This window comes from [Pantoea] beijingensis (genome assembly GCF_022647505.1).
GTDB classification, from domain to species: Bacteria; Pseudomonadota; Gammaproteobacteria; order Enterobacterales; family Enterobacteriaceae; genus Erwinia; species Erwinia beijingensis.
This window is the reverse complement of record NZ_CP071409.1, coordinates 3,428,590-3,449,066: the sequence shown is the minus strand read 5'-3', so window position 1 is coordinate 3,449,066 and position 20,477 is coordinate 3,428,590. Positions and strand designations below refer to the sequence as shown.

14 protein-coding genes are annotated in these 20,477 nt (G+C 46.7%); 11 read left to right on the top strand and 3 right to left on the bottom strand.

The window, feature by feature from the left end:
• Positions 1-78 precede the first annotated feature (78 nt).
• Positions 79-981, bottom strand: coding sequence for an endonuclease/exonuclease/phosphatase family protein (locus J1C60_RS15575; protein ID WP_128179083.1), 903 nt, complete (start codon positions 979-981; stop codon positions 79-81).
• A 457-nt stretch (positions 982-1,438) separates the two neighbouring features.
• Between J1C60_RS15575 and J1C60_RS15570 the strand changes: the two genes are divergently transcribed.
• The 8 genes from J1C60_RS15570 to J1C60_RS15535 all read left to right on the top strand — a co-directional run bounded on the left by J1C60_RS15570 (position 1,439) and on the right by J1C60_RS15535 (position 17,194).
• Positions 1,439-2,548 (top strand): AI-2E family transporter, encoded by a 1,110-nt coding sequence (locus J1C60_RS15570; protein WP_128179082.1) that lies wholly within the window; start codon positions 1,439-1,441, stop codon positions 2,546-2,548.
• A gap of 1,457 nt (positions 2,549-4,005) precedes the next feature.
• Complete coding sequence (locus J1C60_RS15565) at positions 4,006-6,672, top strand: glycosyltransferase (protein WP_128179081.1); 2,667 nt, start codon at positions 4,006-4,008, stop codon at positions 6,670-6,672.
• On the top strand, positions 6,672-8,120 hold the full coding sequence (locus tag J1C60_RS15560; RefSeq protein WP_128179080.1) for a radical SAM protein: 1,449 nt from the start codon (positions 6,672-6,674) through the stop codon (positions 8,118-8,120). The genes J1C60_RS15565 and J1C60_RS15560 overlap by 1 nt, the downstream gene beginning before the upstream one ends.
• 3 nt (positions 8,121-8,123) lie before the next feature.
• Positions 8,124-8,924 (top strand): hypothetical protein, encoded by an 801-nt coding sequence (locus J1C60_RS15555; protein WP_128179079.1) that lies wholly within the window; start codon positions 8,124-8,126, stop codon positions 8,922-8,924.
• A 218-nt stretch (positions 8,925-9,142) separates the two neighbouring features.
• Positions 9,143-10,306 carry an MFS transporter gene (locus J1C60_RS15550; protein ID WP_128179078.1) on the top strand — a complete coding sequence of 388 codons (1,164 nt, stop codon included), beginning with the start codon at positions 9,143-9,145 and terminating at the stop codon, positions 10,304-10,306.
• Between the two features lie 16 nt (positions 10,307-10,322).
• Positions 10,323-11,117, top strand: a complete 795-nt coding sequence (locus tag J1C60_RS15545) for a hypothetical protein (protein WP_128179077.1) — start codon at positions 10,323-10,325, stop codon at positions 11,115-11,117.
• A 521-nt stretch (positions 11,118-11,638) separates the two neighbouring features.
• Complete coding sequence (locus tag J1C60_RS15540) at positions 11,639-16,714, top strand: AvrE-family type 3 secretion system effector (protein ID WP_128179076.1); 5,076 nt, start codon at positions 11,639-11,641, stop codon at positions 16,712-16,714.
• 66 nt (positions 16,715-16,780) lie between these two features.
• Positions 16,781-17,194 (top strand): type III secretion system chaperone, encoded by a 414-nt coding sequence (locus J1C60_RS15535; RefSeq protein WP_128179075.1) that lies wholly within the window; start codon positions 16,781-16,783, stop codon positions 17,192-17,194.
• On the opposite strand, the gene J1C60_RS15530 is transcribed toward J1C60_RS15535, so the two are convergent.
• Entirely contained in the window at positions 17,156-17,668 is a 513-nt protein-coding gene (locus tag J1C60_RS15530; RefSeq protein WP_128179074.1) for a lytic transglycosylase domain-containing protein, read from the bottom strand. The two genes, J1C60_RS15535 and J1C60_RS15530, sit on opposite strands and share 39 nt — an antisense overlap.
• 245 nt (positions 17,669-17,913) lie before the next feature.
• Between J1C60_RS15530 and J1C60_RS15525 the strand changes: the two genes are divergently transcribed.
• Complete coding sequence (locus J1C60_RS15525; RefSeq protein WP_128179073.1) at positions 17,914-18,183, top strand: hypothetical protein; 270 nt, start codon at positions 17,914-17,916, stop codon at positions 18,181-18,183.
• Here J1C60_RS15525 and J1C60_RS15520 read toward each other — a convergent pair.
• Positions 18,180-18,320: a hypothetical protein gene (locus J1C60_RS15520; RefSeq protein WP_154325360.1), complete on the bottom strand. Its 141-nt coding sequence runs from the start codon at positions 18,318-18,320 to the stop codon at positions 18,180-18,182. The genes J1C60_RS15525 and J1C60_RS15520 overlap by 4 nt on opposite strands.
• A gap of 14 nt (positions 18,321-18,334) precedes the next feature.
• Here J1C60_RS15520 and J1C60_RS15515 point away from each other — a divergent pair, with 14 nt between their 5' ends.
• Together J1C60_RS15515 and J1C60_RS15510 are read left to right on the top strand one after the other, a co-directional pair.
• A complete protein-coding gene (locus J1C60_RS15515) occupies positions 18,335-18,565 on the top strand; it encodes a hypothetical protein (RefSeq protein ID WP_154325359.1) in 231 nt (76 codons plus the stop codon).
• 249 nt (positions 18,566-18,814) lie between these two features.
• Positions 18,815-19,840 carry a lytic transglycosylase domain-containing protein gene (locus J1C60_RS15510; protein ID WP_206612523.1) on the top strand — a complete coding sequence of 342 codons (1,026 nt, stop codon included), beginning with the start codon at positions 18,815-18,817 and terminating at the stop codon, positions 19,838-19,840.
• The last annotated feature ends 637 nt before the right edge of the window (positions 19,841-20,477 follow it).

The following is a 20,477-nucleotide window of genomic DNA, read 5'->3' as shown; positions in this document are numbered from 1 at the left end:
AGGCGATATCAGCAACTGTTATTCAGGGATCTGATATGACTCAGATCCCGAGGCTCGATAAGCTACGTAATAAGCAGATTACTGCTCAATAAGCTTCAGTGTTGCCATTACAGGAATATGATCGCTGGTTGTCTGCCATTTAATGCCCATTTCTTCTTTGCCGTCATTGGGAATGGTCAATTTTTCTATTGCCCATTTTTGCCCCTTGCCCGTGAAGATATGATCAAGATCCAATCCCGGATTGCCCGCAGGCCATGTTCTGACATCTTTTCCGGGAACCTCAACCATGTTCCAGTATTTTTTTATCTCCTTAATTACGCGATCTTCCTTAACTGAATTGAAATCTCCCATAAGTATCGTAATACCAGTGGCAAGATTCGGAAATTCTTTATCAAGATCTAAATCATCAAACACAATACTATTGATAAATCGTGCCTGACTCATCCTGATTTCATCTTCCTCATGCCAGTCAAAATGTGTGTTGTAAACATAGAGTGGTGCATCAAATCCGGGAACGTTAATTTTACTGAGCATTAATGCACGCGGCTCATAACTCCCGGACGGGAGTTTGAAAACCACTGTTTTTTCAATCGGAAATTTAGACAAAATAGCATTGCCGTAATTTCCACCTTTTAATTCAGTCGCTTTACCATAGGCATAGTGCATACCGGTGCGATTGGCCAGCTCTTTTGCCTGATCCAACCCATCGCTGCGGAGCGTATTTTGATCAACCTCTTCAAGCGTAATGATATCAGGATCAAGTTTTTTGATTGCAGCGGCCACTTTGTCTAAATCGACTTTATGGTTTCTCAACCCGCCCGCGATATTATAATTCGCAATTTTTATCAGCGGAGATTTATCGCCAGCGTTGTAGATTTTATTGGGTGTGCTTGTATATTGCGTGTCAACAAGATCGGCTGCAAAAGTAACCGAAGACATAACAACAAGGGATACAGCTCCAACTATATATTTTAACTCCATGTTTACTCTCCCATTTAAAAAACAGGTTAGTGTAATTTTTTTGCGATAATATTATTTTGATACGGGTAACACTTTTCGCGATGATATATTTTTTAGCGATAAAATAAGAAAAATGAAAATAGGGCCATATTGCATACCTTGCAGACGAGGCCGTGATGCCTAAAGAAAAAGCGTGGAAGGATACATGAGGATGTCCTGGATGATTTATAAAGCCTGAAAACCGATCCTGTTATCCCTGCGGTCTCAGGCGTATCGATTCAGGTGGGACCGCTTCCATGCCTTGCTTTAACCGCATTGAGATGCCCGAAATCTTACCGTTGCAAGAGGACAACTGGGCGATTCGCAGGCATTTAGTTGCCCTTTCTCTGACGCCATGCATTTATGGCGTTAGACAACCTTGCAAAACCGCCGTTACGTTCTATGATTCGCTGGCAAAAGTACAATCAGAGGGATTCAAATGAGGTTTAACGGCATTTCTAAAGGATTTTTTATTCTGATCCTTTTCATTGTTAGCATCGCGTTTTTGGATGTATTAGGGCCTTATTACTCATCGGTATTATGGGCTACCATCCTGGCCGTGATTTTCCATCCAATGAAAACACGACTCAGAGATTCACTGGGCGATAGAAACGGTCTGGCTTCATTTTTGACCGTTATCGTCATCTGTTTAATTGTCTTTACCCCTTTGGGAATTATCGTCTCTTCGCTGGCGATTGAATTCAACGTCGTTTACACCAAACTGCAGAACAACGATACGCAATTACCCGTCATTCTGGCCGACATAATGCAGCATCTGCCTGGATGGGCACGTCATTTTCTTGCCGAACACAATCTGGATAGCACCACGGAGATACAGCAGAAATTATCCGAAGTGGCGCTGAAAGGTGGGCAATATTTGGCCGGCAGCGTCTTTATGATAGGTAAAAGCACCTTCAGCTTTGTTGTTGGTTTCGGCGTAATGCTTTATCTGCTGTTCTTTCTGCTGAAAGATGGTTCTTATTTGGTGAATCTAACGCTTGAGGCACTACCGCTATCGAAATTTGTTAAGCACCATCTGTTCGTTAAATTTGCCGCAGTTGCCCGCGCGACCGTTAAAGGCACCGTCGTGGTGGCTATCGTACAGGGTGCACTTGGTGGATTGGCTTTTTACTTTACGGGCATTGACGGCAGTCTATTATGGGGCGCACTGATGGCTTTTTTATCCATCATCCCTGCCGTTGGTTCAGCGATTATCTGGGTGCCTGCCGCCATCTATTTTTTCGGTGCAGGTATGTTGTGGAAAGGCCTGTTCCTGGTGGGCTTCTTTGTTATTGTTATCGGGTTGGTTGATAATATTCTTCGTCCGCTGCTGGTGGGAAAAGATACCAAAATGCCGGATTATCTCATTCTGATAACCACCTTGGGTGGAATGGAAATTTACGGGATAAATGGTTTTGTTATTGGCCCGCTTATTGCCGCCCTGTTTATTGCCTGCTGGAACCTGCTTTCCGGTCGTGATAATCAGGATAATAGCGATGAGATTGATGAGGATTTTATCGAAGAAGGTAAAAACCATCCGGACGCCTAATGGCTAAACGTGACTGACCGCTAACGCCTGTGATGGCAGGCGTTAGCGCACTGCCATTTTGTTCACCGCTATCTGGTTTCTTCACCATACCTTCAACGATCAAAAGCGCTTTTCCGCAGAACAGGGGAACGTAGCCCAGATACAATAAAAAGATTATTAATATAAAAATGACGAACGGGGATCATTCATTCATAAATAAGTGATCAGCGGGCAATACATCTCCTGTAACTCATTCCTGTCGGGCTGGCGCTGAGTTGTTTATCGATTCGGCACGGTTGCCAATTCCTGCACCATTTAAAGCTAATCCGCCATACTTCAGTGACATGTGCGTTGGCTCTCTTCTTTCCTCTTGCGCATTTACTCCGATAAACCTCAATGATTTACTGCATCGTTGCCTTCATGCAGCTCGAATTTATCCAGGCGATATACGTTAAAAATAACGCGTGTCAGGTTGGCACATGACATAAAAACCGCATTGGAAATGCCTCAACGCGCTGTTCCATGATGATCTGCAGAGGAATTCGCCTGTTTGTGGCTTGTTTTTTAAACAATAACCTTATAGAAAAAGATGATATGGCGTGGAGTTTTAATGGTCCAAAGGTCAATCCATTGAAAAATAGTCGATAGTTTTATTCAGCACGACCTGGCCGAAGGCAGTTGTAAAAAGACATGTTAAAAAAAATAGCTTTTATATGGGTTTACCTTATGAAGGTGTCAATTTTGACCCTTCCAGGTTAAAGCTACGTGCTTCATCAACTACGTGAATATCATTTCTATCTTTGGGGGTAAAAAGCGCCTGAAAAACCCATCGAAAGCAGGGCGTATTCCTCGCGGTGAAATCGAATGAAACTAAGCGAAGCCGCACTGTCCGGGAACGTTCCCACTCATTTTTGCTGTGTATAAAATGACCATCATAACTTTTGAATAATAAATAATTACCAAAGACAGATATTTAATATTAATGTCCTCTTTCTTATTAAAAATTTATCCCCTGTAAATAAAATGTAATGTGTGATCGCGCTCACCAATCGGAACGTTCCCACTTTACGTAAAAAAAAAGAAATGACTAAGATTACGCCGTCTTTTAAGCCTCCATTGTCGTGAGGGTTGTAATAAAAATATCTTTAATTTTTTATTTTGCTAAATGAGCCAAAATCAGGTGAGTGATAAGTATTTATCCTGAAAAAGCGCTGTTGCCTTTTAATAAAAGGGCCGGCCGGATATGAATAAAAAAATAATCAGAAAACATCATTGGTAGACTATCCCGCAAGCTAATTCTTGCAGGCATTTTTGATACATACAGCATAAGAAAGTTGGATCCTGAAGGATCGCCGATCATCATTTCTTACTTTGCAGGTTCTGATGACACTGAGGAAATGTAAACACAGTGTTTTTAGAACGTATCATTTGCTTATAAAAAACAAACAGAGTCACTCTGTTTGAAAGGGGGCGCCACCATGGATGTTTATGGACAAAGATATGCCATGTTCATTTCTTTTGATGCTGTTGCTGTATCAGGTATTACGGTAGAGGCATTGAAAGTATCGCAGAGTCTTAAAGCAAAGGGGATCAATTCTTACCTCGACCTTGGCTACGATATAAAAGTTGATAAAGGTAATTTTAATAAGCCTTACAATAGCGAACTCGAAATTTATCGCAATGCATTTACATTAACGCGTATTAGCGATATCACTACCATTCCATATTATTCTCCCGAGTTTATCGATAAAGCACATGCGGTGCTCATCAGTGAAAAACTCGCTGTTTCTCCAGCGGAAAAAGAACAGGTTAAGAGCGCTGTTGAAGAGTCCGCACAGGCACTTGCTGAGAGAATTATTCAGCAGTGGCAAAGTCTCCATATTAGTACTGTCATTATCGAAAATGGTACGCTTCCTGAAAACATTATCTACACTAAAGCCCTCTATATTGCGATTGAACGTTACGGAAAGAGTAATAACCTTGGGAACTACGTTATCTGGCGCGATCATGATCTGATGTGGAATAGCGAAAAAAATATCATGAAGTATGGCTTACCTCCGTATAGCCATGCTATCAAACCGGTAAAGTCCAATTATATTAGCTATGTCACCCTTAATCACGACCTTAAAGATAAACTGGAAGAATGGTGCGATCATCAAGTTAATATTCATGTTGTGAAAAACACCTACAGTTTTGACAGGCAGCATGATCTTAATAATATACGCGATTCACTAAATATTCCTCTGCAGGATATCGTTATTGCCAGAACGACGCGCATTATTCCACAAAAGCGGATAGACCGGGATGTGGTCTTAATTCATCACCTTAATCATCTTTTCAGAAAACATAATATTGATAAAACGGTCTGGCTACTTATCGCAGGTGATACCAAAGAACATGCAGACCATGCCACTGAGCTGGAGCAGTTGGCCATACACCTGGATGTCATGCCCTATGTGAAGTTTCTTGGCCCGTTGCACCATAATTTTATGCCGATGAGCAAAGGGAAAATCACCATAGAAGATTTATATCATTCCTGCGATCTGGTCTCGTTTCTGACCTCCTGGGATTATGATAGCTACGGAAATCCAATCGGTGAAGCAATCAGTAGCCAGCGCTGTTACCTCACAACCAGTTATGAATATTATCAGGAGGTCTATGGCCAACACGGTTTTGAGGCACCCGTTATGCCTATTTCAGGAAGTCAAGGCGATCTCCCGGACGATGCATTTATTAATGAAGTTTTTTTACTGCTCACCAATAAATCGCATATGAATCTTATTGCAGAGAAAAATTTTGCCATTGGCAAAGACATTCTTTCGAACAACGTTATGGATATTCTAAATATTAACCCCCCAGGAGTAGATATGCGCGATAACATTTTCGTCTCGGTAGTGCTACCTGTTTATAACGAAAGTGACAGAATTGATGAGGTTTTGACGTCACTGTTTAATCAAAAAACACAGGGGCATCTCATAACACATAATTCTTATGAGGTAATCATCGTCGATAATAATTCCCGTGATGAATCAGTGGATAAAATAAATTTATTTAAAGAAAAAAATCCAACGATGGATATTCACATTATAAATGAAAAAACACAGGGTGTATCCTCCGCCCGTAAATGCGGTATGGATTATGCCGCTCTGCGCTCCCGTGTTCGTGATGCAAGATTGGGAAAAAATAACAAACATTATATTGTTTCGGCCGATGCAGATTGCACCGTTGATCCCTACTGGTTACATACCTTGATAGAGAAAATGATTTCCGATAATGGCGATCTGGGTACTTGTAACTATTACTACAATCATGAAGCTTTTCATCAACGGCCAAACCTTTTCAGAGAAATTCAGAAAACGCTGCGCTGCCGTGACGTTTCCTTCTCATTGTTTGGTGGATTCCCGGATGGCAAAGGTTTTGCTGTTGAGCGCGGTCTGTATGAAAAAATGGGGGGGATCGAAATTTTTTACCAACTGGAGAAAGGACGTTTTGTTGAACATCTATCCGACGACTGGGATTTTGGTATCAAAGTCATTGCCTTCGGTGGTAAGCCTGTTTATGCCAAAGAGTCCTGCGTAGAAATTAATAGTCGCCGAGTAGATACCATTATTGATGATGTGATTAACGGTATTGCCTATGGCAGTGACGGCATCATTATTATGAAAGATGTTCGCCCTGATGTATCGGCACAAAAAAATACGCTAACCGATCTCAATGACGAGCAAGCAAAGCAAGGTTGGGAGTATTCAATAAAGGATTATATTCCTAAAAATATCATTCTTCCTGTACTTCTCAATCCACATATTCTTCTGGAATGTGAGCGAGTGCGGGCATTTTTTTCACCGAGCGTTGCTGAGAGGCTATATCAACGTATCCATACCATTAAAAGAGAAATGAGTATTATCGATTTTAAACCTATCCATAGCTATAAAACGCCGGCCTATCGGCTCTATTTTGAGTTTCGTCACGAAATATTTACCGCGCTGCGTAATGCCGTTGGTGAGGATATAGGTTTCGCACCACCTCTACCGAGTTGCTTTGATAACGTTGCTGAAAAAGATTTTGAACGCTTTGTCTGGTACTTCTGTGAGGATCGTGAGTCAGGCGAAGCCCATAACTACTTTGCTAATGGAGGCGTATTTTAATGAATACTGAAGCTCTTGCATCATTAAAGGATCTCGATCCAGGCTATCCTGTGCCCGCGGTATATGATTTTCTTTCGCAACCGGAGAACCATACATTTTTAGACTACGTCCATAGAGACCCCTTTGGTTGCCACGTTTTTCCGGGTGATATAGATAATTACCCCCTTTCTTCGTTCTTTGCTGATATGGAACACGATATTCAGGAGGCGAAGCAGATCCATTTATGGGCTTATATTCCGACGTGCCGTTATCGCTGCCACTTCTGCCAGTATCCAACGGTGATCCTCAATCCTAAATCTCCCTCCGCTGAGGGCGTGTTCCGCGATTTGGTTGATTACAACATTAAAGAAGCATTGATGTGGTTGGAAAAAGTTCCAAGTCTGTCAACGGCCGAAATTGGTGAATTCAATATCTTCGGTGGAACCCCTTCATTGTTGCCTGAGCCGGAGTTGCGTCGGCTAATGGACTTCTATTACACCCATTTTAATTTTTCAGCTGCGACATTACGCTTCGAAGGCGAGCCCGGTACGCTAAATCGGGAGTATATTGGCATTTTAAAAGAGCTTGGTTTTAGCAAAATTAGTTTTGGTACTCAGTCATTTAACGATGAAATCATTGCAGCCTGTGGCCGTATGCATACCGCCGAAGAATGTGAAGAGACGATCCACAGTGCGCGTGAACAGGGCATTGATTGGGTTAGCGTTGATCTTATCTACGGCATGCTGGGTCAGACCGTCGATGATGTTAAATATGACATGGAGAGAACGCTGGCACTCGATCTTTCACATGTGGTTTGTACCAAACTGCATATGGAAGAGTTTATGAAAACGCGAACCGGAGTTTCCGGCGAACGTGAAAGTTTGTGGCAGAAAAAAGGTCTGATCAATATGAATAACATGACCTTCCCCGGGCTGGGAAAGCAATATCAAATGCGCGAGTTGGTCGAAACATACCTTAAAGAAGGCTATTGCGAACATCCGACTATGTATTTCCACCAGAATCATCTGGAACCAGAAAAATGGAAAGGCCTGATTACCGATCTCGATAAGCAATATCCCGAAGTCGCAATTGGCCTGGGTGGAAGTTCGAAATGTACCCGCTCAGAAGCAATTAATATCACTGGCTATAAGCAATATAAGCAATTTCTTGACGAAGATCGGCTACCTATCGAAGAGAGTCACGGTATATCGCCTGAGCAGCGTGAAGTTAATGCTTTTAAAATGGCTCTCTCTACGTTGATCCCGGTAGATGATACGGTTTTTTCAAAACGTTTTAAAGGGAAGAGTTTTTTTGATAACAGCATTATAAAGAACACGCTGGAAAAATTGACTCAAAAGGAACTCATTGTTATTGAGAAAGATATTGTAACACTGACATCTATTGGTGTGACGCTGGTTGAAGCGATTATTAATACTCAGTTCACCTTAAATAATGATGAACAGGCGTAATATATGAATAATAATCCAGCTACACCCGTATTCAGCCTGTATTACATTGCAATTGATACCGAAGCGGGTGTTACCCCGCAGTCATTTGAAGCATTCGTCAGAAATAAAGGTATTCATATTCCCTGTTACCCGGGCTGGCGCTGGACGCTTTTACGCGGGTTACGTGGAGAGCGCGGCGGACAATATTTGATGATGTTTGAAATTGAAAGCGCTGAGTTCCGGGATCGCTATGTTACCGCAGATGGCAACCAAACCACGTACGCGCATCAATTCTGGCAGCAACACCCTGAGGCTGAAGCATTGCTGTCCGAATGGCGCAGATACGGTACTTTCAGTGAGCTTCCGACGCTATTCACGGACTATCGACTCTTGGCCGAGAACAAAAAAAGTACCGTTCTCCCGGGACCTCGCTACCAGGCGCGTCCCGATCAGCCTGCTGTTGCAAGGGTGATAGGTATTCATAATCTGGCGCTGCGTCCCAATGTTAGCGAGGAACAGTTCGAAACCTTTATTGCGGATAATCATCACCGCATTGAAGATTATCCGGATTGGAAATTTCGGTTGTTAAAAGGAGAGCGTGGAAATCGTCTGGATCAGTATGTGGTATTGATGGAAATCGCCAGCCTTGAGGCTCTGGATGTTTTCTATCCCGAACCAGATATGGCGACGGATGAGGCGGCTAAATTTGCGAGGGCTCATCGTGATACCAAGCAGATGTATGAGGAGTGGAAAAAACTTGCTTCATTTTCTGGCTCACCCCAGATATACACCGACTATATCTCGGTAGCTGAAAGTTTGCGTTAATTTCACGAACCATGTGCCTGATGGAACAGGCACTATTCTGTAGACACTCATCCCCGGTCATGGATCGGGGGGAGAGACGCTAAATAATTTGAGTTGCAGATAAAAGACGGGCCGGGAAACGCTGAGAGCATAGTTGACTGTGCGACTAAATAGCGCGAGAACGTTCCGCCTGCATGCGACTCGACATCTGGCGAGTATAAATAGGCCATTAAGCTAACATGACAATAAACGCAATCAACAGCCAGGCTGTTACACCATTACGCGAACAGCATGCGACCCGTGCCATATTCTTTATCGCCGGATTAGCGATGTCATCATGGGCGCCGCTGATCCCGTTTGCTAAGCTTCGGCTTAATATTAATGATGACTCTTTGGGTTTGCTATTATTTTGCATTGCCGCAGGTTCAATGTTAATTATGCCGTTTACCGGAAGCCTTATTAAAAAAATAGGGTGCCGCCAATTAATTATTATTTCTGCACTGGGGCTGGGTATTGATTTACCTTTATTGATGTTTTTTGACGTGCGCAGCACGATGGCGCTATCGCTGCTACTGTTCGGTGTGTTTAACGGCACGCTGGATGTTGCGATGAACGCGCATGCGATTCTTATCGAACAAGAAAGTGGGCAGGCTAAAATGTCGGGCTTTCACGGTTTTTATAGCATCGGCAGTATTACCGGCGCCGGGAGCGTCAGCCTTTTTCTGTGGCTAGGCGTTTCACCGCTGTTTTCCGTAGCGGCAATCACCGTTTTTCTTATCGTACTTTTGGCCTTCGCTTCTCGCTACATCCTGCCCAAAAACAGGGCCGGGCAGGGCCGTAAAAGTGAAACACGGCGTGTCCTTAATCATCCACCAATCCTGCTTATCGCTGTTTTATGTTTTTTTGTTTTTATTCTCGAAGGCGCGATGCTCGATTGGTCAGCCGTTTTTATGACCTCGGAACGTGGTATGAGCGCTTCACTGGCGGGGCTCGGCTACACCCTTTATTCCGTCACCGTTACTCTTGGCAGACTCGCCGGGGACAGATTAGTCGGCGTCTTCGGCAGAAGATACATGCTGCTGTTGGGTTGCGTTGTCGCCGCAGCCGGTATTGTTCTGCTTGTCACAACGTCCGCAGGTACGCTGCCAGGTTTTATCCTTATTGGCGCGGGCCTTTCGAATATCGTTCCGATTCTCTTCACTGCCGCAGGTAACCAACCCGGCATCCCGGCTGATTTTGCCATTCCTGCTGTCACTCTTTTTGGTTACGCCGGACTGCTGGTCGGCCCCGCGCTTATCGGTTTTATCGCTCATCATATCGGGCTTACGCTGACTTTCAGCGGCACTCTCTTATTGCTTTTATGTGTTGTTTTCGGTTCGCCGTTTATTTCCCACCCGCGTTAACTAAACAGGAGTTTCTATGCATCAATTATCACCGTCAGTCTTTAGTCTTCACTATGTTGGTCTCAACCTGAAAAAAGGTGTTACCGACGACACATTTGAGGCCTTTGTTCAGCAGCAGGGAGTGGAGATTCCTGCTTATCCTGGCTGGCGATGGACCTTGTTAAAAGGTCTGCGTGGTGAGCGACAGAATCAGTATTTAATGATGTATGAAGCAGAGAACGCTGAGTGTTATGCACGCTATGTTGACAGCAACGGGGAGCAGACGGAACTGGCCCAGGCATTCTGGCGTGATCGTCCGGCTGCCGTTGCACTCATCAATAACTGGAAAACGTTTGCCACGTTCGGCGAGCTACCCACGATTTTCTCAACCTGGTCGCTGTTGGCAGAAAACAGCAACAGTTCTCTACCTGAGGGCGCCAATTATCAGCAGCAACCGGGACAGGCAACGGTGAAGCGTGTCGTCGGGCTGCATAATTTGGCGCTCCGCTCAGGTGTTTCACCACAGACTTTCGATAATTTTATTATCAACAACGTTCACCGGATTGATGACTACCCGGGCTGGAAATTCCATATGCTTAAAGGTACGGGAGGGAGCCGTAGTGAGCAATATATGGTGATGCTGGAAATTGAAAGCCTGACGTCGCTTAACGCCTTCCACCCTGAGCTGGATGTTTCAACGGAGAAATCGCTACAGTTTGTCCGGGAGCACCAGGAAAGTGAGCGGATGTATGACGAGTGGCGAGAACTGGCATCTTTCTCGGGCGCGCCACAGCTTTATACCGACTACATCACCGTTGCGGGCAGTCTGTAGGTTTACTTGTCTCGCTCCCCTGACCTTTACGTCACTGCCTTTAACACCAGGAGATGATGCGCGGTGTCATCGGCAGAAAAGCACGCCCGCTATAATTGAAAAGCGTTAAAGGCTGGGGAGCAGTAGGGCTTCCATTATTGCTGTTAGGTCGGCGAATCGGCCGTTCCCTGTGTGGGAAACATGCTAAACCCTAACGTATTGTTAAATGCCTGACAGGGTAATAGTTTTCTGCCGTTGAACTATATCTGCTTATGTGTTCATACTGTAAATCTTAATGCAGGCACATGAGGCCATACGACGCCAGAGAAAATGTCTTAAAAATTTAACAATTGAGCATTTTTTATTAATAATCATAGGGATGGATGAGGTTTTATTTGCTTTTAGTGCCTAAAAAAACCCAGGAACGTATTTTGCGCTGGAACCAATCGATCGCCCTTTACACATATTGCTTAGATAAATTAATGCTTCTTATGTGTAGATAAATTAATGCTTCCCCACGTTGTTGTATAAGGATTAGCACAATGGCACTTAATTTTTCCGTAGCGCTTAAACCCGACAGCATAATTAACCATGCGGAAATAACGCGTCAGCAACAGGAGGCGACATCTACCAGCCACCTGACTCAGCAGTCCTCACGACCCCGTCAAACGGGGGGAGGAACACTGGCTCACGCTGGAATGCCGCGTAATGACATACAGCAGCAAAGCGCTCAGGGGAAGCTGTCGCACGGGGGGGTATTTGGGCGTTTTTTACGTTCCAGGCACGAACCAACAAGAATGGCGTTACTGGGAACGTCTTCGAACTACATTAAACTTGCTGACCTCATCTCCGTTCCCGGAGTGTCGGGCAGTGGCGGAAGGGCAGGACAACCTGAAGCCCAGGCGCGTACGGTTGATAATCCTCCGCAACTACGCGTCAATGTTGCGCTTAATGATAAAGGCCAGGCACACTTTAGCGTGCCTGATGGCAACCCTCCTTTTGACCGACTGCTTAATGTCACGTTAGGCCGTTCCGGGCAAAAATATCAGGGACATGATGTAAGCGATGGTCAGCAGGTACTGCTCGACACGCGCGGACGGCTGGTGTCATTACAGCAGTCGCCACTATATTTGCTCGGTATGGTGAACAGTAAAACCTATGAGCAGCCTATCGAAACCCACAACGGCCGCATGCCGGTTTTGCGCACCACCTCGACCGAGAATCATCAGGTTCGTTTGAGTAACGATAACAAGCAGGCTGATATCTTCTCGCCCGGCGGGCGGGCTATCTCAAAAGCCAGCTTGCCCGATGCCGCCATTCAAAGTGAGCTGACCGGCGTGTATCGCCACCGCACCGCCAGTGGTGAAGAGGCTCTGCGTTTACACGAAAAAAAGATTTATCGCCATGATGCAACAAGTGGAGAGTGGAAAGTACATGATGCCGTCAGCGGGAAAATCGCTAAGCTAAGTCAACAGAACGATGGTCATCTTTATGCCGTTGCGGATGAGAAAAAGCTGTTGGATCTCACCAGCGGGAAATCGTTACAGGTCGCGGGGAAAATTTCACAGGTAGCGATGGATACCGACGGACGAGCGGTGATTCTCTCCACCGACGAAACGACTTTCCAGCAGCAGTTAAGTTTTTATCCGCGGATCGATGCGTCAGAGACTGAGCCACAGCAAATAACAATCAAGCCCGAGGGTTTTGCTCCCGGCATTCTGGGCTTACATAAGGATACGCTCTATACCACGGATAACACCGGTGAACTGTTTCAGGCGCGGTTACCGGCCGAAGGCAGTCAGAGTATAACCTTCGAACCGGCGGCGGCGCTTAAAGCGAACCTGGCGGCGCAGTTCGGCCAGGGTGTGCGGGTGGAGTCTCTATTCACCGATGATCGGCAGCAGATGCACGCCAAATTAAAAGATATGCAGAATCAGCAACATGCTGTCACCCTTAGCGGTAATAATGTGACATCGAGCTGGAGTATTAGCGATAGCATGGTGCTTGACAACCAGAAAGGGTTGCCGCGTATAACGCCTGAAAGTCATCATATTATGGATTTTGGCCCGCTCGGCCAGTTGGCGTTACATGATGGCAAAGTACACTATCTCGACCATGCCACTAACAGTTGGATCGCGTCGAAAGAGTCGGCAAAACAGCTGCGACGTGGGCAGGACGGTCAACCGTGGATCCTTAATGATGGGGAGTTACGCCGCCTGAAAGTCAATCTGGCGAGCGATGAAATTCGTCATGACAGTAGCTTGTTTACGTTAGGCCGGGTTAAGAATAGCGTTAAGGCCGACTTACCGGTAGGTGGTCTGGATAAAAAACAGAAAACCGTGGCGATTGATGCGCTCTCCGAGGGACGATTCGTCGCCCTCAATGAAGACGGCGAAGTACAATATCATCAGGTTAATAAAGAATATCGCCGCGAAAATCGTAGTACTCAGACGCTCAAAGCCGACATGCTTAATAGCGCTATCAAAAGTTTGAATGACGGTGGCAAGGCGGGAAAAATCGTCGATATGGCGCTGGGAACAAATCAGAAAATGTATCTGCTCAGCGAAGAGGGCGGCGTGTTTAGCCTGCCAGCGACCTCCTGGCAAAAAGGCCAGACCACGTCACTGATGCGTGAAAACATCCCCGCTACCGAGCCGAAAGAAGCCGCCACGTCACCCGGAACACCTGAACCTGAGATTATTGAAGTACTACGTGAGGGACCGAAATACACCTCTCTTACCCAACGCGGCCCGAATAATCTCCTGCTCAGTAATGGCGAGGGCGATCTGGCCACGCTGCATGACGGAAAATGGGAAAAAGGCCTGGTAGATTTCGAGGGGCGTCCGGAAAAGCGGGTGGCAGAAGAAGTCTTCCAGCGCCTGGAAACCGCCACTAAGGACAGGCAATTGCCCGGTACACGCATCACCGTGAAACGTGAGGTGAATATCATGGGGTCAACCGGTCAGGATGGCCTCAAAGTGCAGACGCCGTTTAAGTCCCGGATACGTGCCTTTCTGTTTAAGCCGACGCTGGAAACGCCGCGGCCGCTAAAAAACGCCGGTTACCATCTACAACATAGCTATGCGGGACGTGAAGGGTTACAGCCAGTGTATCAAGAGCAAGGAGTGCTGCTCAATCGCCTACGCGACGCCGACCCTGCCCGCCAGGAAAGGATTACCGCCGCGCGAATGCCATTAAGCAATCGTATCGACAGTATGGACTGGACGGGAAATGAGGATCTAAAAAGTGCCTTGTTGCACTTTAGTCAGGATCTTACCGATTCTGCCAGCCATCACGCCAGTCTGCTGGGCCAGCACTACGGTGTGCTGGACAGCCGCGGTCGACCGACGCCTGCCGAGAGTAAAACCAAAAATAGCCACAGTGGCCGCTTCAACCCTGCCAGTAGCCGCGAGGGTGAGCTGACTGAAAGCTTGAACCGCATGATGCATCACTACCCATCCAGTACTGACAATCCGGCCAATACTATTCTGGCACTGATGAAAGAGAGAAACGTGGTGCTCAATCATCAGAAATCGGAGGTGCCGCTCGGTAAGCAGCGCGATACTCATGATGAAGTCGGTTTGGTGAAATCGCAGCTTATTCTGACGTCACTGACGCAGGCCGATATGCACAATTTATTGGGTGAAATGCAGCAGGCGATGGCGAAGAAGGGGCCGGAGAAAGAGGAGGCGATGCAAAGCCTGCGCTCAACGTTCAATGCGCTGCGTGACGTTACCTGGAGTGAGAGTCCAATTAAAAAAGCCACCTCCATGGGTTTTGTTAATCATCGTGGATTAGAAGCTAACTACGATGCGATTAAGTCGATGACTAAGGCATTTTCAAAAGAAGACCACGGCGTGCATGTTACCAGCCGTAACGTCATGAGCGCCAAAGATAAAACTGAGCTGAACAGCCGCATGAAGGAAACGATTTTATCGCTGGAAAGCGGCGAAGAGATCACCTTCAACCGTGCCTATGGCGTGGCGGGTACCGGCACGATCCTCCCTGGCGCGCAAAGTTTTGTTAGCCCGGGTGTGCGGCTGAATGCCGATCGTAGCTATAGCCTGAACTTCTCACGTAGCGAAACCGGGATTAATGTCAGTTTTGGCCGTAACGGCGGAGGTTCAGGAACGGTATTCGGTGCGGCAGGATATAATCTGTTGACCGACTACATCCGGGATCACCGAATCGCACTGGGTAGCGATCGTACGCTTGCTCCCGGCTTCCGTCTGGGGGGCACCGTATCGGCGATGTTACAGCGCCAAATGCAAAACGGCCTCACCTTTAGCCTCAGTGAGGCGGAACTGCCAGCATTCCTGGATGCGCTGACCGAAGGCAATCTCGACCCTCGGGCATTAATGGATAAAGGGATGGACCATAGTGTGAAGAGTGGTAATACGATGCGCATTAGTGTGGACGTCAATGTGGCAGCGGTAGCCAGCGTCGGTCTGCCGATCACTGACAGGCATGAGAAAAACGCGTCGGCCAGTGCACGTTTTGGGGGCGGAGTCTATGCCGGTGCGAACGTGTTGAACGGTAGCCGTGAACGCAACGTTACCCGTCGTGAGGTTAGCCAGCAGCAGGCGCAAAGTGATAACCGCCTGCGTGCCTTTAACCAGTTTAATACTGGCGCTAACGTCGCTATTCCTGTCGGTGTCAGTAAGCAAGTGGGTGAAGACAGTCGCCTGCCACTGTTTGTTGGAGCGGGTACCAGTATTCAAGCCTCGGTGGATAACCGTACTCGGCAGAATATCAACCTACAGTTGAAAGACGCGCAGCCGCTGGCCGATGTGCATATTGACAAGCTGATCAAATCGCTGGGGGATCAATTTACCGATCCGCTGACCAATAAATTAATTGATGAATTGAAAAAAGATGAGGAAAAGCTGCCTGCTGATAAGTTGAAAGCGTTGGTGGAACATTTTAAACCTCAGCTCAGCAAGCCGTTTGCACCCGGCACGACAATGCGTGGTAATGCTCAGCGCGATGCGATATTGCAGCTACGGCAAAGCAATCGCCAGCAAATATTGGCCGAGCGTAAAGGTAAAGAAATTGGCACGGCCGAATATCGCTCTACCTATGGCAACCTCAATAAGCTCGACAGCAACAGTTTCTTCCATAATCTGTTCCATATGGTCAACCCGCGTCCTTCTGACAGTAACGCCGATCGCATCGCTAAAATGATGGATGATGATCCGCGTCTCAAGCAGATCGTGCGCGAGTTACAGCAAAACAGCAGCACCGAAGCGGTGGTGACGCTGGAACTCAGTGAAGCTCAGAAGAATAAGGTAGCTGATGCCTGGCAAGGTGGTGATATTACACCGCAAGAGATTTTTGAAACGCTCAGTAACAGTGACAACTTGCGTATTAAGTCTATCGGTTTCACCCGTTCACAAAGCAAAGGTGATGGGTTTGCCACGCCGGCTTTCTTGCTGGGCGGCTCGAACAGTGCATCCGTTGCCATGAGCGTTAATCTCGGAAAAATCAATTTCGCCTATGGAGAAAACCAACTCGATCCGACAGGGTTTACGTTGGAAGGGAAAATCACCCGTCCAAATGAGGATATATATAAGGCGCTTGCAGCCACGCAAAAACAGGGTTTTGTTACCAAAGGGTAAGGCATGTGAGTCATCAATATGTTGAACAGTAATGAATGACTGGAATGTGAATGACAGGAGAACACGGTGAACGAAAGCGCACACCTGCAGAATTTATTGAGTCACTATGGACGCCGATTAAATACTTCGCTGAGATTGGAAAATGGCACTTGCGCACTGTTCACCGCACAAAAGCAGGAAGCCGCAATTATTGAGTTACCGCCAGCCAGTGACGTGGTGGTGCTGCATTGTCAGGTTATGGCGCTCAGGCATGATGCGTCAGCGTCGTTGTTACGTAGCCTTTTAACCCTGAATTTTGAGATGGATGCCATGCGTGGTTGTTGGCTGGCGCTGGAAGAAGAGAACCTCCGCCTGTGTACTCAGCAGAAGCTCTCTTCTCTCGATAACCACAGTTTTATCATCCTGCTGGATGGATTTATTCAGCAAGCCAACGACGTTCAGTCATTTCTTCGCGAGTACGTCCGCACTCTCCTGTCGTGATGGCATTTGCTCCAGCGTCAGTAAGGCATCCTCGCTGACGTTGTGTAGCAGGCGCTGATAAATCCGGCGTACCTCGCCAGCATAGCGGTCGCGCTGCGGCTGACGTGAAGGCGAAGCTCCCGCATTATACATACCGACCGTATTCCAGGATTTTCCATACTGCCGGAACATACCATGCAACACCCACGCACCGGTATTTACGCAAGTACAGGGGTCACTCAACAGTTTACTGCGCGATATACCAAGGCTTGCAAGATGTGCAAAGTGCGTGCTGTTTACCTGCATCATACAAACGTCTTCGGTGTGATTGTGATTCGCGTTGTTCACCGCCGAAAGGTTCAGCCTGGACTCTTTAATGGCAATCGAAAGCAATAGGACGGGTGGAATTCCAAAAGCTTCCCCTGCGCGATTAAAGCAATTTGCCTGACAGCTTGCGCTGAGGCAGAGAGTTAACGCTAGCCAGTATCGATTCATCGCCGGAGCTCCATAATAACCGCTGAAATTCGAATCCTTTTATGTGGTGCAGAGGGGAGAGGAGTTCCACGCGACATAACTTTTACTAAAAAGCCTGGAACTAACCGGGGAGCAGAACGCACACAAGAGGCGAAGACGTAACGTGATACGTGTTGTCTTCTTTTTCGCAACAGAATCGACCAGGCGAAGAATATGATTGCAGTATGATGCACAAATAAAAACCTTATTACCTACAAGGATAAGTCATGAATATCAATAGCTTAAGTTCAATGCTTAACGATTTTTTATCCCATCACAACGGGGCGGCAGGGGTGTTTGGACATGCCATGCACGATGCAAAACCTGGCCATATACATGGCACAGTACCGGGCACTCAGCCGCAGGGAGGAATGATCCCCAGAGATCCAGGACACCCTACACATGGCACCATACCGGGCAACATGCCGCATGGCGCGTTATGGGATACCCTGCACAAGGCTGCGGGTAAAGAGCATGGGGCGCCTGTTCACTTTTAACGAACGCCGTGGCATGCCGGTTTGCTAATACCGCTGTACTGCTGTACACCGCGGTTCTCCATTGTTGCTGGCTGTGGGAATGAGCGGGTTAATGCATTGACGGTGTAGAGCAACAGACAAATCAATGTATTGTTCACAATGAGGGCTAATCATGAATGTTTCTGGACCTTTAGGCGATATGATGCACGGAATCCATGGTGGAACCCAGGGAACTGCGCCGGGTAATCATAGTGGAAACCAGGGTACGGCTCCGGGTAACCATAGTGGGAACCAGGGTACGGCTCCGGGTAACCATAGTGGGAACCAGGGTACGGCTCCGGGTAACCATAGTGGGAACCAGGGTACTGGCCCGGCTCATGGGCATCGTGCCGTGGGTTTTTAAGTCATATTTTGGACGACAGGCCGGATCAACGCCGGTCTGTCGTTCACGTTTCAACGAAAAAGAGTGCCGCAGGTAACGCCAGGGCCGTCGGTGAAGAAGCAGAATGGTGCTGGCGAAGGCGGTGGGCTGTTTGCTGAGGCGATGAATATGTTACGCCGATGGAGCTCCCCCAAGTGAATTTATCTAACAGGTTGCCTGGTGTCGTGCGATATATGCGAGGGCAAGCAACACTTATTATGAGGAATAACGATGAATATTAACGGGTTGGGCGCTCAGACTCACAATATCCCCCTTGCGGATCATGGTCAAGCAGATGGTGGCGGTAATCATAGTGGTGCGGTGAGTAATAACAATAATCCAGGAGACGCGACGGCTTCCCCACATATCACAACCGCCCTGAGCGGTGCCACGGGGAGTGGCCCTATCAATTTCGACTCCCCGCCAGTTTTCAGTGTGAATGCTCCTGCGCCAAATAATGCGGCGGGCAGCCCGACTCAGCCAGGGCCGGAGAAGAGTGGTGGGAGTTTAGAAAGCGTTATTTCCGATATCCTGAATCAGTTGAGCAAACTGATTGAGGACATGAAGAAAAAGTTCAGTATCGGCGACCATTCAGGCCAGACAAGCAATACGCCCGCGGCTCCATCAGGTGGCAACGGTTCACCAACACCACCCATCGTAAATGGCGGCGGTGGCCCGTCGGTGGGGCATAGCATGCTGGTACAGCCAGGTTCGTCTGGGGGCGCTAAAGGTGCGGACAGTGCCGGCGCAACATCGGGTGCGTCAGGCCTTAGTGGTTCTGGTGATTTACATTTACCACCGCAGCTTGAGCCTTATCGTCAGTCGATCAACCACGCGGCGAAAGTCACCGGTATGCCAGCCAGCGTGATCGCCGCTCAGATTTGGGCTGAGTCCCGCGGTAACTTGTCAGCCGCCTCAACCAATGGCGGTAATGGCAAAACTGACTCGGGCCTGATGCAGGTAAACCCGGATACCTACAATGAAATGAAAAATGAGAACCCTGGACTGCTGTCGGGCAACCCAAACAGTGCAGAGAATAATATTATGGCCGGTGCGTTGTATCTTAAGCAGCAAACGCATGCCTTTAATGGCAATATTGGTGCTGGTTTACGCGCGTACAACTCTGGCCCGGATAACGTTAATTTATCCAACCTGTCTGATATTTCGAAAACCGGTACAGGTGCTTCGCCGTATGTAGATAATGTATTAAGCTATGCTAAAATTATTTCTTCAGGGCAGGGGAAACTGCCGGCTTAATAAGTAATATGTTGTATGTGTCGACGTGGTTTACATCATCCGATAATGAATAAATTTCATTATCGGATTTTTTTAAGGTTGTTTTTTAGTGTGGTGTAACTTTAGTGAAATATCCTCTGCTCTTGAGATGAATAAAATTAGCTGCTATTTATTAGGAATAATCTTAAATTCGATTTTTTTAGATATCGGATAAAGATGTCTAATTGTAAATTTGATGTCAGTTTGTGTTTTTTTAGGCGGTTTTAGCCGCATTTATATTAAGGTTTTGTTAAAAGTAGAGGTGTGTCACACTATATGTATACAAGGATACGCACTTTTTTAGTGAGTCTTTAAATGGCTGGAAATAACACTACTTTGTTATATTTTTGATACGTTAAATTAAGTAAAAAAATAAAATTTACATTTATATTATTGATTTTTATGTTTTTTTTGTTGGGAGTTTTTTTTCTGCTTTACCGATGGCGTAGCTAAACTCTTTTTTACCAAAAGGTAAAATTATCCCAAATACACAGATTATGGTGTTTATTCGCTGAAGCTTAAATATTGTAACAGGTAAAACCATATTGAGTAGCGGGCCTGTTCATGTTGAACGTGATGTAAGGATTTCCCTACATACCCCATTCCTGTTTCCTGATTG

What these genes read in the sequence shown, in the direction of transcription:
- J1C60_RS15540 (WP_128179076.1), top strand. Translation starts at nt 11,639, where the DNA reads ATGGCACTTAATTTTTCCGTAGCGCTTAAACCCGACAGCATAATTAAC.
- J1C60_RS15510 (WP_206612523.1), top strand. Translation starts at nt 18,815, where the DNA reads ATGAATATTAACGGGTTGGGCGCTCAGACTCACAATATCCCCCTTGCG.
- J1C60_RS15570 (WP_128179082.1), top strand. Translation starts at nt 1,439, where the DNA reads ATGAGGTTTAACGGCATTTCTAAAGGATTTTTTATTCTGATCCTTTTC.
- J1C60_RS15560 (WP_128179080.1), top strand. Translation starts at nt 6,672, where the DNA reads ATGAATACTGAAGCTCTTGCATCATTAAAGGATCTCGATCCAGGCTAT.
- J1C60_RS15565 (WP_128179081.1), top strand. Translation starts at nt 4,006, where the DNA reads ATGGATGTTTATGGACAAAGATATGCCATGTTCATTTCTTTTGATGCT.
- J1C60_RS15515 (WP_154325359.1), top strand. Translation starts at nt 18,335, where the DNA reads ATGAATGTTTCTGGACCTTTAGGCGATATGATGCACGGAATCCATGGT.
- J1C60_RS15555 (WP_128179079.1), top strand. Translation starts at nt 8,124, where the DNA reads ATGAATAATAATCCAGCTACACCCGTATTCAGCCTGTATTACATTGCA.
- J1C60_RS15545 (WP_128179077.1), top strand. Translation starts at nt 10,323, where the DNA reads ATGCATCAATTATCACCGTCAGTCTTTAGTCTTCACTATGTTGGTCTC.
- J1C60_RS15525 (WP_128179073.1), top strand. Translation starts at nt 17,914, where the DNA reads ATGAATATCAATAGCTTAAGTTCAATGCTTAACGATTTTTTATCCCAT.
- J1C60_RS15550 (WP_128179078.1), top strand. Translation starts at nt 9,143, where the DNA reads ATGACAATAAACGCAATCAACAGCCAGGCTGTTACACCATTACGCGAA.
- J1C60_RS15575 (WP_128179083.1), bottom strand. Translation starts at nt 981, where the DNA reads ATGGAGTTAAAATATATAGTTGGAGCTGTATCCCTTGTTGTTATGTCT.
- J1C60_RS15530 (WP_128179074.1), bottom strand. Translation starts at nt 17,668, where the DNA reads ATGAATCGATACTGGCTAGCGTTAACTCTCTGCCTCAGCGCAAGCTGT.